The organism is Pseudomonas granadensis (assembly GCF_900105485.1).
GTDB classification, from domain to species: domain Bacteria; phylum Pseudomonadota; class Gammaproteobacteria; order Pseudomonadales; family Pseudomonadaceae; genus Aquipseudomonas; species Aquipseudomonas granadensis.
Window position 1 is genome coordinate 5,751,250 of record NZ_LT629778.1, and the last position, 15,342, is coordinate 5,766,591.

1 protein-coding gene is annotated in these 15,342 nt (G+C 62.4%); it reads right to left on the reverse strand.

The window, feature by feature from the left end; translation table 11 throughout:
• Positions 1-2: 2 nt before the first annotated feature.
• The gene (locus BLU52_RS25750) at positions 3-15,338 is read right to left on the reverse strand and encodes a LapA family giant adhesin (RefSeq protein ID WP_090288081.1); all 15,336 of its coding nucleotides are present in this window, start codon (positions 15,336-15,338) and stop codon (positions 3-5) included.
• Between the last annotated feature and the right edge of the window lie 4 nt (positions 15,339-15,342).

A 15,342-nucleotide genomic window follows, 5' to 3' on the forward strand; every position in this document is an offset into this window, starting at 1 on the left:
CATCAGCTGTTGTTGTGGTCGACCTTGATGGTCGGGTCGCTGCCGGCAATCAGGTTGTGCAGGCTGGCGCTCGACCAGTTGTTGCCTTCCAGTTTGATCGTCACGTCCGGTGTTGCCGCCGCGGCATCGCCGGAGTTGAACTTGCCCCCCGAGCTGACTTGCAGCGAGGACGTGCCGTCGACCGTGGTGATCTTCAGGAAGTTGTCGATGGTGCTGCCGGTCTCGCCCTGCAGCAGGTCGCGCAGGTCGATGCGGTCACCGTCGGCGGCCTTGAAGTCCTTGATCACATCACTACCGGTGTCGCCTGCCTTCCACACGAAAGTATCGGCACCGGAACCACCGATGAGGATGTCGTTGCCCTTGCCACCGATCAACGTGTCGTTGCCGCTGCCGCCGAGCAGGATGTCATTGCCTTTGCCGCCATCGAGCAGGTCGTTGCCGCCCGAGCCGAACAGGATGTCATTGCCTGCGCCGCCCAGCAGGGTGTCGTTGCCGTCATGCGCACCGGACACATCGAACGCCTGATAGTGCTCGGTGATGTACTGGTGCACGTTGCTGGTGCTGACTTTGCTGACATCGACGCCGGTTTCCTTGGCGACGAACGCCTGCATCGCCTGATAACCCTCACCGGCAATGCCGTTGAAGCTCACCAGATCGCCGAACAGGATGTCGTTGCCGTCGCCGCCGTTGACGGTGTCGTTGCCCGGCATCGTCGCTTCGGTGTGGCCGATGATCGAGTTGGCCAGATCCTTCGGATCGATGTTGGTCTGCGGTGTTTTATCCGAGTCGTAGGGCTTCAGATCGTTAAGGCTGACGCCGCTGTTGAGACCGATGGCTTCGACGTTCGACAGGCCATTGAGCAACGCGAAGCTGCTGGTGGAATTGTCGGTGGTGTACCAGTCGGTGCTGTTGCCGCTGCCGTTCAGACTCGACAGCTCGTAGGTACCGTCACCCTGAGCGTGAATAGTGCCCAGATTGCTCCAGTTCCAGTTGCCGTTTTTGTACGTCTGCAAAACCACAGTGCCAGCGCTGTTGATGCTCAGGTAATGGGTGTTGTCGATGTACGTGCTGAAGCTGTCGCCCGGCTTGTAGTTGCTGGTATTGACCACGCTGTCGAGCCTGACGCTGCCGTACAGCGTCGGGTTGGTCTGTTCGCCGCTCTGGTAGTAGGTCGGCTGGCCATCGGTGATGAAGTACGTCAGGTTCTTCGCCCCGGTGTTGGCCACCGCGTCAGCACTCTGGAACCAGTTGGCCGTGGTCTTGAACACGTCCTCGTAGTTGGTGCCGCCGCCGGAGCCCATCGAGTCCAGCACCGCTTTGAGCAGGGTCAGCGCGTTCGGGTCGTTGAGGTTGACCGACACCGATTTGTTGACCTGGGTATCGAAGTCCACCAGGAAGATGTTCACCGTGCCTGAGTTGCTGCCGCCCAGGCTTTGCTTGAGGGTGTTGAACACCGAGGTCAGCGAGTCCTTGGCCGCGTTGAGCGACGATGCGCTCATGCTGCCGGAGCTGTCGACCATGAAGGCAATGTTGTAGTTGGTGCCCGGCACCACGGTCAGACCACCGATGTCGGCGACGATGATGTCGTTGCCATCGGTACCGGTGACGGTGTCGTCGCCCGAAGTTGCCACGACCGCGTTGTAGACCGCTGGCACCACAGTGACCGGAATGGTCGCGGTGCTGCTCGCCGAACCGCCGACCATTTCAGTGGAGGTCGAGGTCACCGTCAGGTTGAATTGGCCGTTGTAGTAGGTCGGCGGGGTCACGGTCAGGCTGCCGAGATTCCAGCCGGTGACGTTGGCTTCGCCGTTGCTCGCGGTGACGGTGAAGGTATGCCCGGCGCCATCGCTGAGTACCGAACCGACCGGTGCACCGCTGATTTTCACGCTCAGGGTTTCCGAGCCGTCAGTATCGGTCAGCGCGGTGCTGATCGCCGACAGTTTCACCGTGGTGCCTTCGGCGCCAGTGTTGAGCTTGTAGCCGTCGTAATAGCCTTCGCCGTTGGTGCCGTGCAGATCGGAGACGGTGACGCCCGAGTTGATCAGATCCTGCACGCCGGTGTAGATCGGCACGCCAGCATTGCTCAGGTCGATCGGCGTGCTGCCATTGACCGACAGGTTGACGTCGTAGCTGCCCGGGCCGCTCTGGTTGTGGTGGTAGATGTCGAGTGTGTAATAGCCGCTGGTGGTCGGGGTGAACGATCCGTTGATCGCCCCGCCCGCCCCCCAAGTGCCCGACGCCACGTTCTTGCCGCCGATGGTGATCAGCAAGCTGTCATCGGCGACACCGCTGAAGGTGTAGGTCTTGCCGGCTTCCAGGTACATCAGGCCCGAGGTCTTCGACGCTGTGCCGGCGGTCACGCTGCCGTCGGACTGTACGTTGGTCACATTGCCGCTGGAGTTCGGCGTGCCGGCGCCATCGATGACGTTTTTCAACGTGGTCGAGTCCGCGCCATTGCCGCTGGTACCCAGGCCGGACAGACCGGTCCAGACTTCCTTGATCAGTCCGGTGGACTTCACGCTATTGTCGGCCACGTTCACAGTCGGCGCGTCTGCCACGGGCGTGATGTCGATTTTCACCGTGCCGGTGCTGCCCAGCAGTTGACCGTCGGTTGGCTGGAACTTGATCTGCGCGTAATCCGCCTGGTTGTTGCCCAGGCCGGTGCCGCCGTAGCCATTGACACCCGACTCGTTGGCATCCGGCAGGAAGCGCAGCTTGCCCGCGTCGATGTCGGCCTTGGTGAAGGTCTGGTTATTGGCCACGTCCTTCCAGGTCGAGCCGTCCAGATACTGCAGTTTGCCTTCGCCCGGCAGCTGGGTGATCTTGATCCCAAGGCTGCTGGCCGGGCTATCAACGTCGCTGACACCGAAGGTCGACCAGCCAAGTACCAGCGGCGTGTCTTCGCTGCCGGTGACATTGCTCGGCGCCGCCACCGGTGCATCGTTGACCGCCACCACGTTGACCGTGGTGGTCGCGGTGTTGGAGTAGTTGCTGCCATCGGTCACGGTCACGGTGATGATCCGCGGCACGCTGCTCGGGTTTTCGCTGCCGTTGGTGAAACTGATGTTCTTGATGACCTGCATGTAGTCGGCCAGCGTCGCGTTACCCGACAGGGTCAGGGTCACCGTGCCGTTGGTGCTGTTGGCATTGATGGTGATGCCGTTGACGCTGTTGCCCAGGTTCAGCGCATCGCCGTCCTGACGGTTGGTCAGGACCACGGTGGCGCCGGTCAGCAGGGTGCTGTCCGGGTCGGTGATCTTGATATCGGTGTCGGCAATCGACACGCCCGCGCCCGGAGTGTTTTCGGTGAACGTCACTTTGTAATCGGCACCGGTGGCGCCGCTGGAGTTGTTGGCATCCAGATCGAGTACCGGTGGCGCATCGTTGTCGATGATCGAGGTGCTGACGCTGCCGTTAGTGGCGCTGACCGCGAGGTTCTCGAAGTTGCCGCCAGTGGCCGAATCGATCTTGACCACGAAATTTTCGGTGCCTTCGGTGATCTTGTCATCGAGGGTGGCGACGTTGAACTGCGCGCTGCTCGCGCCCGCCGGAATCTTCACGGTGTAGACGCCGGTGAAATCCGACCCGTCGGCGGCGGTGCCGCTGTAGACGATTTTCAGGGTCACTTCGGTTTGCGCCGGGTGGTTCAGGCTGACGGTGTAGGTGGCAGTCTGGCCTTCGGTCACCGAGGTGCTGCCGCTGATGCTGACGGTGGTGGTGTCGACCGTGTCGGTGACGCTGGTGACCGCCGGAGCGGTGCTGGTAACGAGATTTTCGAAACCGCCGCCGCTGGTGCCGGTGATGGTTGCCTGCACGCTGCCAGCGTCTTTGTAGACGTCGTCGGACGGCGCAGCCACAGTCGCGGTGCCGGTGGTTTCGCCAGCCTTGATGGTGATCACGGCGCCGTTGGACAGGGTTACTGTCACAGGTGAACCGGCAGGGTTGGTCAGCGTCGCGGTGTAGGTAATCTGACCACCTTCGGCCACAGAACCGGTTGCACTGAGCGACAGGTTAGTGGTGTCGACGGTGTCAGTCACGTTGGTGCTGACCGGGGTTTTGTCGGCTACGAGGTTTTCGAAGTTGCCGCCGGTCACGTTGGTGATCGAGTTGGTCAGCGGAGCGTTGCCAGTCAAGGCATCGTTCGGTGCGGTGGTAGTCGCGGTGCCGGTGGTTTGGCCGATGCCGATGGTGATGGTTTGACCGTTGGCCAGGGTTACCACAACTGGCGAGCCGGTAACTGGTGCACCGACGGTGGCGGTGTAGACGACGTTGCCGCCTTCAGCCGCAGTGGCGGTCGCGGTCAGTTTGACCGAGGTGGTGTCGATGGTGTCGGTGACGCTGGTGATGGCGGGCGTTGTGCTCGGTACCAGGTTTTCGAAGTTGCCACCGGTGGCGCTGGTGATCATCGCCTGCACCGAGCCGGCGTCTTTGTAGACGTCGTCGGACGGTGCCGGAACGGTTGTGGTACCGGTGGTTTCGCCTGCCTTGATGGTGATGACGGCGCCGTTGGACAAGGTCACGGTCACTGGCGAGCCAGCGGCGTTGGTCAGCGTGGCGGTGTAAACGATCGAGCCACCTTCAGCCACGGAGCCCGTCGCACTCAGCGACAGATTTGTAGTGTCGGCAACATCGGTGACGGTGGTGCTGACTGGGGTTTTATCAGCCACGAGATTTTCGTAGTTGCCGCCAGTTACGTTGGTGATCGAGTTGGTGATCGGTGCGTGACCGGTCAAGGCATCGTTCGGTGCGGTGGTAGTCGCGGTGCCGGTGGTCTGGCCGACGCCGATGGTGATGGTCTGACCGTTGGCCAGCGTCACCACAACTGGTGAGCCGGTTACTGGTGCACCAACCGTGGCGGTGTAAACAACGTTGCCGCCTTCGGCCGCAGTGGCGGTCGCGGTCAGTTTCACCGTGGTGGTGTCGATGGTGTCGGTGACGCTGGTGATGGCGGGCGTTGTGCTCGGTACCAGGTTTTCGAAGTTGCCACCGGTGGCGCCGGTAATCGTCGCCTGCACCGAGCCGGCATCTTTGTAGACGTCATCGGACGGCGCCGGAACGGTCGCGATGCCGGTGGTTTCGCCAGCCTTGATGGTGATCACGGCGCCGTTGGACAAGGTCACGGTCACTGGCGAGCCAGCGGCGTTGGTCAGCGTGGCGGTGTAAACGATCGAGCCACCTTCAGCCACAGAGCCCGTCGCACTCAGCGACAGATTTGTAGTGTCGGCAACATCGGTGACGGTGGTGCTGACCGGGGTTTTATCAGCCACGAGATTTTCGTAGTTGCCGCCAGTTACGTTGGTGATCGAGTTGGTGATCGGCGCGTGACCGGTCAACGCATCGTTCGGTGCGGTGGTAGTCGCGGTGCCGGTGGTCTGGCCGATGCCGATGGTGATGGTCTGACCGTTGGCCAGCGTCACCACAACTGGTGAGCCGGTTACTGGTGCACCAACCGTGGCGGTGTAAACAACGTTGCCGCCTTCGGCCGCAGTGGCGGTCGCGGTCAGTTTCACCGTGGTGGTGTCGATGGTGTCGGTGACGCTGGTGATGGCGGGCGTTGTGCTCGGTACCAGGTTTTCGAAGTTGCCACCGGTGGCGCTGGTGATCATCGCCTGCACCGAGCCGGCGTCTTTGTAGACGTCGTCGGACGGTGCCGGAACGGTTGTGGTACCGGTGGTTTCGCCAGCCTTGATGGTAATGACGGCGCCGTTGGACAAAGTTACTGTCACAGGCGAACCGGCAGGGTTGGTCAGCGTCGCGGTGTAGGTAATCTGACCACCTTCAGCCACGGAACCGGTCGCACTCAGCGTCAGGTTGGTGGTGTCGGCAACATCGGTGACGGTGGTACTGACCGGCGTCTTGTCGGCTACGAGGTTTTCGTAGTTGCCGCCAGTTACGTTGGTGATCGAGTTGGTGATCGGCGCGTTGCCGACCAGCGCATCGTTCGGAGCAACAGCGGTTGCAGTGCCAGTGGTCTGGCCAACACCGATGGTGATGGTCTGACCGTTGGCCAGCGTCACCACAACTGGCGAGCCGGTTACTGGTGCACCGACGGTGGCGGTGTAAGTCACGGTGCCGCCTTCAGTCACCGACGTATCGGCTGTCAATTTGACGGTCGAGGTATCGACGGTGTCGGTGACTGTCGTCACGGCTGGAGCGGTGTTCGGAACAAGGTTCTCGAAGTTGCCACCGGTGGCGCCAGTGATCGTCGCCTGCACGGAACCGGCGTCTTTGTAGACGTCATCGGCCGGTGCCGGAACGGTCGCGGTGCCGGTGGTTTCGCCAGCCTTGATGGTGATGACGGCGCCGTTGGACAAAGTCACGGTCACTGGCGAGCCAGCGGCGTTGGTCAGCGTGGCGGTGTAAACGATCGAGCCACCTTCAGCCACGGAGCCCGTCGCACTCAGCGACAGATTTGTAGTGTCGGCAACATCGGTGACGGTGGTGCTGACTGGGGTTTTATCAGCCACGAGATTTTCGTAGTTGCCGCCAGTTACGTTGGTGATCGAGTTGGTGATCGGTGCGTGACCGGTCAAGGCATCGTTCGGTGCGGTGGTAGTCGCGGTGCCGGTGGTCTGGCCGACGCCGATGGTGATGGTCTGACCGTTGGCCAAGGTTACGACAACTGGCGAACCAGTCACTGGCGCACCGACGGTGGCGGTGTAAGTCACGGTGCCGCCTTCAGCCACCGACGTATCGGCGGTCAGTTTGACGGTCGAGGTATCGACGGTGTCGGTGACTGTCGTCACGGCTGGTGCAGTGCTCGGCACCAGGTTCTCGAAGTTGCCACCGGTGGCGCCGGTGATCGTCGCCTGCACGGAACCGGCGTCTTTGTAGACGTCATCGGACGGCGCAGCAACGGTTGCGGTGCCGGTGGTTTCGCCAGCCTTGATGGTGATGACGGCGCCGTTGGACAGGGTCACGGTCACTGGCGAACCGGCAGGGTTGGTCAGCGTCGCGGTGTAGGTAATCTGACCACCTTCAGCCACGGAACCGGTTGCACTCAGCGACAGGTTAGTGGTGTCGACGGTGTCAGTCACGTTGGTGCTGACCGGGGTTTTGTCGGCTACGAGGTTTTCGAAGTTGCCGCCAGTCGCATTGGTGATCGAGTTGGTGATCGGTGCGTGACCGGTCAAGGCATCGTTCGGTGCGGTCGTGGTCGCGGTGCCAGTGGTCTGGCCGACGCCGATGGTGATGGTTTGACCGTTGGCCAAGGTTACGACAACTGGCGAGCCGGTTACTGGTGCACCAACCGTGGCGGTGTAAACAACGTTGCCGCCTTCGGCCGCAGTGGCGGTCGCGGTCAGTTTCACCGTGGTGGTGTCGATGGTGTCGGTGACGCTGGTGATGGCGGGCGTTGTGCTCGGTACCAGGTTTTCGAAGTTGCCACCGGTGGCGCTGGTGATCATCGCCTGCACCGAGCCGGCGTCTTTGTAGACGTCGTCGGACGGTGCCGGAACGGTTGTGGTGCCGGTGGTTTCGCCAGCCTTGATGGTGATCACGGCGCCGTTGGACAAGGTCACGGTCACTGGCGAGCCAGCGGCGTTGGTCAGCGTGGCGGTGTAAACGATCGAGCCACCTTCAGCCACGGAGCCCGTCGCACTCAGCGACAGATTTGTAGTGTCGGCAACATCGGTGACGGTGGTGCTGACTGGGGTTTTATCAGCCACGAGATTTTCGTAGTTGCCGCCAGTTACGTTGGTGATCGAGTTGGTGATCGGTGCGTGACCGGTCAAGGCATCGTTCGGTGCGGTGGTAGTCGCGGTGCCAGTGGTCTGGCCAACACCGATGGTGATGGTCTGACCGTTGGCCAGCGTCACCACAACTGGTGAGCCGGTTACTGGTGCACCAACCGTGGCGGTGTAAACAACGTTGCCGCCTTCGGCCGCAGTGGCGGTCGCGGTCAGTTTCACCGTGGTGGTGTCGATGGTGTCGGTGACGCTGGTGATGGCGGGCGTTGTGCTCGGTACCAGGTTTTCGAAGTTGCCACCGGTGGCGCTGGTGATCATCGCCTGCACGGAACCGGCGTCTTTGTAGACGTCATCGGACGGTGCCGGAACGGTCGCGGTGCCGGTGGTTTCGCCAGCCTTGATGGTGATCACGGCACCGTTGGACAGCGTCACGGTCACTGGCGAACCGGCAGGGTTGGTCAGCGTCGCGGTGTAGGTAATCTGACCACCTTCAGCCACGGAACCGGTTGCACTCAGCGACAGGTTAGTGGTGTCGACGGTGTCGGTCACGTTGGTGCTGACCGGCGTCTTGTCGGCTACGAGGTTTTCGAAGTTGCCGCCAGTCGCATTGGTGATCGAGTTGGTGATCGGTGCGTGACCGGTCAACGCATCGTTCGGTGCGGTTGTGGTCGCGGTGCCGGTGGTCTGGCCGATGCCGATGGTGATGGTCTGACCGTTGGCCAAGGTTACGACAACTGGCGAACCAGTCACTGGCGCACCGACGGTGGCGGTGTAAGTCACGGTGCCGCCTTCAGCCACCGACGTATCGGCGGTCAGTTTGACGGTCGAGGTATCGACGGTGTCGGTGACTGTCGTCACGGCTGGTGCAGTGCTCGGCACCAGGTTCTCGAAGTTGCCACCGGTGGCGCCGGTGATCGTCGCCTGCACGGAACCGGCGTCTTTGTATACGTCATCGGACGGCGCAGCAACGGTTGCGGTGCCGGTGGTTTCGCCAGCCTTGATGGTGATGACGGCGCCGTTGGACAGCGTCACGGTCACTGGCGAACCGGCAGGGTTGGTCAGGGTTGCGGTGTACGTAATCTGACCACCTTCAGCCACGGAACCGGTCGCGCCAAGCGACAGGCTGGTGGTGTCGACGGTGTCCGTAACGTTGGTCGAAACCGGCGACTTATCAGCAACCAGATTCTCGAAGTTGCCACCGGTCACGTTGGTGATGGAGTTAGTGATCGGTGCATGACCGTTCAACACATCGTTCGGTGCGGTGGTAGTCGCGGTGCCGGTAGTCTGGCCAACACCGATGGTGATGGTCTGCCCGTTGGCCAATGTCACCACAACCGGAGAACCGGTTACCGGAGCGCCAACAGTAGCGGTGTAGGTGACGTTGCCACCTTCAGCGGCCGACTCGGTGGCAGTCAGTTTGACGGTGGTTGTGTCTATGGTATCCGTGACGTTGGTCACCGCCGGAGCAGTGCTTGGCACCAGGTTCTCGAAATTGCCGCCCGTTGCATCCTTGATGCTGACTTCGACTTTGCCGGCATCCTTGTAGACGTCATCGGCCGGTGCCGGAACGGTCACGGTGCCAGTGGTTTCGCCAGCCTTGATGGTGATCACGGCGCCGTTCGACAGGGTCACGCTCACCGGTGTGCCGGCCGGGTTGGTCAGCGTTGCGGTGTAGGTGATCTGGCCACCTTCGGCTACCGAATCACTGGCAGTCAGATTCAGATTGGTGGTGTCGGTGGTGTCCGATACCGCGGTGTCCGCGGACTTGCCGTCGACCACCAGTTTTTCGTAGTTGCCGCCCGTGGCGCCATCAATGGTCACGCTCAGCGAACTGCCGCCCGCCAGCGGACTGTTCGGCGCGACGTAGTTGACGCTGCCGGTGGTTTCGCCGACGGCGATGGTGATGGTCTGGCCATTGGACAGGGTCACGACAACCGGCGAGCCGGTCACTGGCGCGCCCACGGTGGCGGTGTAGACCACGGTATCGCCTTCGGCGACGTTTGCCGTAGCGCTCAGCGACACGGTGGAGGTATCGATGGTGTCGTTGACAGTGGTCACCGCCGGAACGGTGCTGGTGACCAGGTTTTCGAAGTTGCCACCGGTGGCGCCTTTGATGGTCGCTTCAACGCTGCCGGCGTCTTTGTAGACGTCGTCCTTCGGTGCATCGACGGTCACGGTGCCGGTGGTTTTACCGGCGTCGATGGTGATCGTCGCGCCGTTCGACAACGTCACGGTGACGGGCGAACCAGCGGCGTTGCTCAGGGTCGCGGTGTAGGTGATCTGCCCGCCTTCGTTCACCGAACCGGTGGCGCTGAGCGTCAGGTTGGTGGTGTCAGTGGTGTCGGTCACGGTGGTGCTGACCGGGGTTTTGTCGGCAACGAGGTTTTCGTAATTGCCGCCGCTCACGTTGGTTATCGCGTTGGTGATCGGCGCGTGGCCGGTCAACGCATCGTTCGGCGCGGTGGTACTCACGCTGCCGCTGGTCTTGCCGACTTCGATGGTGATGTTCTGACCGTTGGCCAGGGTGACGACAACCGGGGAACCAGTGACCGGGGCGCCGACCGTGGCGGTGTAGGTGACAGTGCCACCTTCGGCAGCGGTCTCGGTGGCGGTCAGTTTGACCGTCGAAGTGTCAACGGTGTCGGTGACATCAGTGACCGCCGGCGTGGTGCTCGGTACCAGATTTTCAAAGTTGCCGCCCGAGGCGTCCTTGATCGTGACTTCGATTTTGCCGGCATCTTTATAGACGTCATCGGCAGGCGCCGGAACGGTCACGGTGCCGGTGGTTTTGCCGGCTTCGATGGTAATGACCGTACCGTTGCTCAGATTCACGGTGACCGGCGTACCGGCCGGATTGCTCAGGGTCGCGGTGTAGACAATCGAACCGCCCTCGGCCACGGAGCCAGTCGCAGACAATGACAGGTTGGTGGTGTCGGCAACGTCAGTCACCGAGGTCACGGCCGGGGTTTTATCGGCGACGAGGTTTTCGTAATTGCCACCGCTGGTGCCGTCGATTTTGACGCTCAGCGTGTTGCCGCCGGCCAGAGCATCGTTCGGCGCGGTGAAGTTGACGCTGGCGTTGCTGGCGCCGACCGGGATGGTGATGGTCTGGCCGTTGGACAAGGTCACGACCACTGGCGAGCCGGTGACCGGCGCGGTCACGGACGCGGTGTACACCACCACGCCGCCTTCGACAGTGCTGGCGCTGGCCGTCAGCGAAACAGTGCTGTTGTCGACGGTGTCGGTGACATCGGTCACCGCCGAGGTCTTGTCGACTACCAGGTTTTCAAAATTGCCGCCGCCGGTCTTGGTGATGCTCGCATCGACCTTGCCGGCGTCCTTGTACACGTCATCGCCCGGTGCGGCGACCGTCGCGGTGCCGCTGGTCGCGCCTTTGGCGATATTGATCACCGCACCGTTGCTCAGGGTCACGGTCATTGCCGTGCCGGCCGGATTGGTCAGGGTCGCGGTGTAGACGATCGAGCCACCTTCGGCAACGCTGCCGGTGGCGCTCAGGCTGATATTGGTGGTGTCGACGCTGTCGGTGACTTTGGTCACGACCGCAGAGCGATCGGCATCGACCTTCTCGAAATTGCCGCCGGTGTGGCTGGAGATCGCCGTCTGCACCTTGCCGCCATCCACGTAGGGCGTGTTGGCCGGGGCAGGGAAGTTCACCGAACCGCTGGTGGCACCGGCAGCGATGTTGATCACCGCGCCGTTGGCCAGGGTCACTGTCATGGCGGTGCCGGCCGGGTTGCTCAGGGTCGCGGTGTAGGTGATCTGGCCACCTTCGCTGACGGTGTCACTGGCGGTCAGGGTCAGGCTGGTCTTGTCGACGGTGTCGTTGACCGTGGTGCTGACCGGGGTCTTGCTGACGTCGAGTCTCTCGAAATTGCCGCCGCTGGCATCGGTCATGGTCACGGTGAGCTTGCTGACATCCTTGTACACGTCATCGCTCGGCGCAGCGATGGTCACCGAACCGCTGGTCTTGCCAGCCTCGATGGTGATGGTCTGGCCGTTGCTCAGGTTGACGGTCACCGGCGTCTGCGCGGCGTTGGTCAGGGTCGCGGTGTACGTGATCGAGGTGCCTTCGAGCACGTAGCTTTCGGCGCTGAGGGTCAGGTGCGTGGTGTTGACGGTGTCGGCGACGTTGGTCACCGCCGGCGTCGGGTTGGCGACGAGGTTTTCGAAGTTGCCGCCCGCAGTGTCCTTGATGGTCACTTCGACTTTGCCGGCGTCTTTGTAGACGTCATCAGCAGGCGCCGGAACGGTCACGGTGCCGGTGGTCTTGCCGGCGTCGATGGTGATCGTTGAGCCGTTGCTCAGGGTCACGGTCACTGGCGTGCCGGCCGGGTTGCTCAGCGTCGCGGTGTAGACGATCTGCCCGCCTTCGTTGACGTTGCCGGTGGCGGTCAACGCAACGGTGGTGGTGTCGACGGTGTCGGTCACGGTGGTGCTGACCGGGGTCTTGTCGGCAACCAGATTTTCGTAGTTGCCGCCGCTGACGTTGGTGATCGAGTTGGTCAACGGTGCGTGACCGATCTGGACGTCATTCGATACGGGGATGGTAACGCTGCCGGTGGTCTGGCCGACGGCGATGGTAATGTTCTGGCCGTTGGCCAACGTCACGACAACAGGCGAGCCGGTAACCGGTGCGCCAACGGTGGCGGTGTAGGTGACGATGCCGCCTTCGGCGACCGAAGTATCGGCGGTCAATTTGACTGTCGAGGTATCGATGGTGTCGGTGACTGTCGTCACGGCTGGAGCAGTGCTTGGTACCAGGTTTTCGAAGTTGCCACCGGTGGCGCTGGTGATCGTCGCCTGCACGGAGCCGGCGTCTTTGTAGACGTCATCGGCAGGTGCAGCAACGGTCGCGGTGCCGGTGGTTTCGCCAGCCTTGATGGTGATCACGGCGCCGTTCGACAAGGTCACGGTCACCGGTGAGCCAGCGGCGTTGGTCAGCGTCGCGGTGTACGTAATCTGGCCACCTTCAGCCACGGATCCTGTCGCACTCAGCGACAGATTGGTGGTGTCGGCAACGTCGGTGACGGTGGTCGAAACTGGAGATTTGTCGGCAACCAGATTTTCGTAGTTGCCGCCGCTGACGCCAGTGATCGAGTTGGTCAGCGGAGCGTTGCCGGTCAGCGCGTCGTTCGGCGCGGTGTAGGTGATGGAACCGGTGGTCTGGCCGACGGCGATGGTGATGTTCTGGCCGTTGGCCAGAGTTACCACGACTGGCGAGCCGGTCACTGGCGCGCCAACGGTGGCGGTGTAAGTGACGGTACCGCCTTCGGTAACCGAGGTATCTGCGGTCAGCTTCACCGTCGAGGTGTCGACGGTGTCAGTGATGTCGGTCACTACTGGCGTAGTGTTTGGAACCAGGTTTTCGAAGTTGCCGCCGGTGGCGTCCTTGATGCTGACTTCGACTTTGCCTGCGTCTTTGTAGACGTCGTCGGCAGGGGCTGGAACGGTAACGGTGCCAGTGGTTTTCCCAGCCTCAATGGTGATTACCGAGCCGTTGCTCAGGGTAACGGTGACTGGGGTGCCCGCCGGATTGGTTAACGTGGCGGTGTAAGTGATCTGGCCGCCTTCGGCCACGGAGCCGGTAGCGCTGAGGCTCAGGCCGGTGTCATCGACCGAGTCGGTGATGGTCGTAACTGCTGGCGCGGTGCTCGGCACCAGGTTTTCAAAGTTGCCGCCGGTAGCGCCGGTGATGGTGGTGCTGACGGTGCTGCCGTTGTTATAGACGTCATTGGCCGCAGTCGGCACGTTGACGGTACCGACGGTTTCGCCAGCGGCAATGGTGATGGTCGAGCCGTTCGACAGGGTGACAGTCACCGGGGTTTGCGCCGGGTTTGTCAGTGTCGCGGTATAGGTGATCTGCCCGCCCTCAACGATGTTGTTGGTCGCGGTCAAGGTCAGGCCAGTGTTGTCGACCGAATCGGTGATGGTTGTCACCGCTGGCGTCGTGCTCGGCACCAGGTTTTCGAAATTGCCACCGGTAGCGCCAGTTATGGTGGTGCTGACGGTGCTGCCGTTGTTGTAGACGTCATTGGCCGCAGTCGGCACGTTGACGGTGCCGACGGTTTCGCCAGCGGCAATGGTGATGGTCGAGCCGTTGGACAGGGTGACAGTCACCGGGGTTTGCGCCGGGTTTGTCAGTGTCGCGGTATAGGTGATCTGCCCGCCCTCAACGATGTTGTTGGTCGCGGTCAAGGTCAGGCCAGTGTTGTCGACCGAATCGGTGATGGTTGTCACCGCTGGCGTCGTGCTTGGCACCAGGTTTTCGAAATTGCCACCGGTAGCGCCAGTTATGGTGGTGCTGACGGTGCTGCCGTTGTTGTAGACGTCATTGGCCGCAGTCGGCACGTTGACGGTGCCGACGGTTTCGCCAGCGGCAATGGTGATGGTCGAGCCGTTGGACAGGGTGACGGTGACCGGGGTTTGCGCCGGGTTGGTCAGTGTCGCGGTGTAAGTGATCTGCCCGCCTTCGACGATGTTGTTGGTCGCGGTCAGGGTCAGGCCGGTGTTGTCGACCGAATCGGTGATGGTTGTCACCGCTGGCGTCGGATTCGGCACCAGGTTTTCGAAGTTGCCGCCGGTAGCGCCGGTGATGGTGGTGCTGACAGTGCTGCCATTGTTATAGACATCGTTTGCCGGGGTCGGCACGTTGACGCTGCCGGTGGTCTGGCCGGCGCCGATGGTGATGGTCGAACCGTTGGACAGGGTGACGGTGACCGGGGTTTGCGCCGGGTTGGTCAGCGTCGCGGTGTAGGTGATCTGCCCGCCTTCGGTAACGTTCGGGGCTGTCGTCAGGGTGACGGTGGTGGTGTCGACGGTATCGGTGACCTGGGTAGTCGCCGGAGTGGTCGGCGGGGTCACGGTGATGCCGTTGCCGCCAGTGGTCCCGGTGACGGTCACGTCGATTTGCGTCGGGTCGTTGTACACCGTGTCATTCGGCGCCAGCGGCACGTTGACAGTGCCGGTGGTGGAACCGGCCGGAATCACGATCACCGAGCCGTTGGACAGGGTAATGGTCAGGTCAGTCAGCGGCGCCTGAGTCAGGGTTGCGGTGTACACCAGCACGCCGCCGGCTTCGGTAATGGTCGGCGTGGCACTCAGGCTCAGAGTCGAGGCGCGCAGGGCGTTGGTGGTGGTGTCGCTGGTCAGGCCACCGGTGGTGTCCTGGGCGACTTGCCCGGCAGCGTTGATCCCGGCAGTCGGGAAGCCAATGGTCGGGTCGACCCGGCCCGCGGTCGCGTCGAGCATGACAAAGCTGTGGCCGCCACCGGCAGCACCGCCAGTGCCTGCGGCGCTTGGGCCAGCAGCGGTGGATTCAAGGGCGGTAGTCGGGTCGACGCCGGCGGCGATGGCTTGCTGCAGTTCCTCAACCGACGGCGCAGCCTGCGCGGTGGCTTCTGCCAGGTCGGTGCTGGAGTCGGGCGCGCTGGCGCTCCACTGCGTATCGCGACCCAGGTCAAGAGTGCGGCCATCGGCCAGTTCCAGCGACACGGCGCCGGACAGACCGGTGTCGATCTGATCGCCAACGTACAGCCGATCGCCTTCAACGAGTACGCGTCGCACGCCCTCTGGGGACACCACGAAAACCTGACCGACAATGCTTTTGACGATGGCAACAACACTGCTCATTAAA

Coding starts and splice junctions, on each gene's coding strand:
- BLU52_RS25750 (WP_090288081.1), bottom strand. CDS start 15,338: ATGAGCAGTGTTGTTGCCATCGTCAAAAGCATTGTCGGTCAGGTTTTC.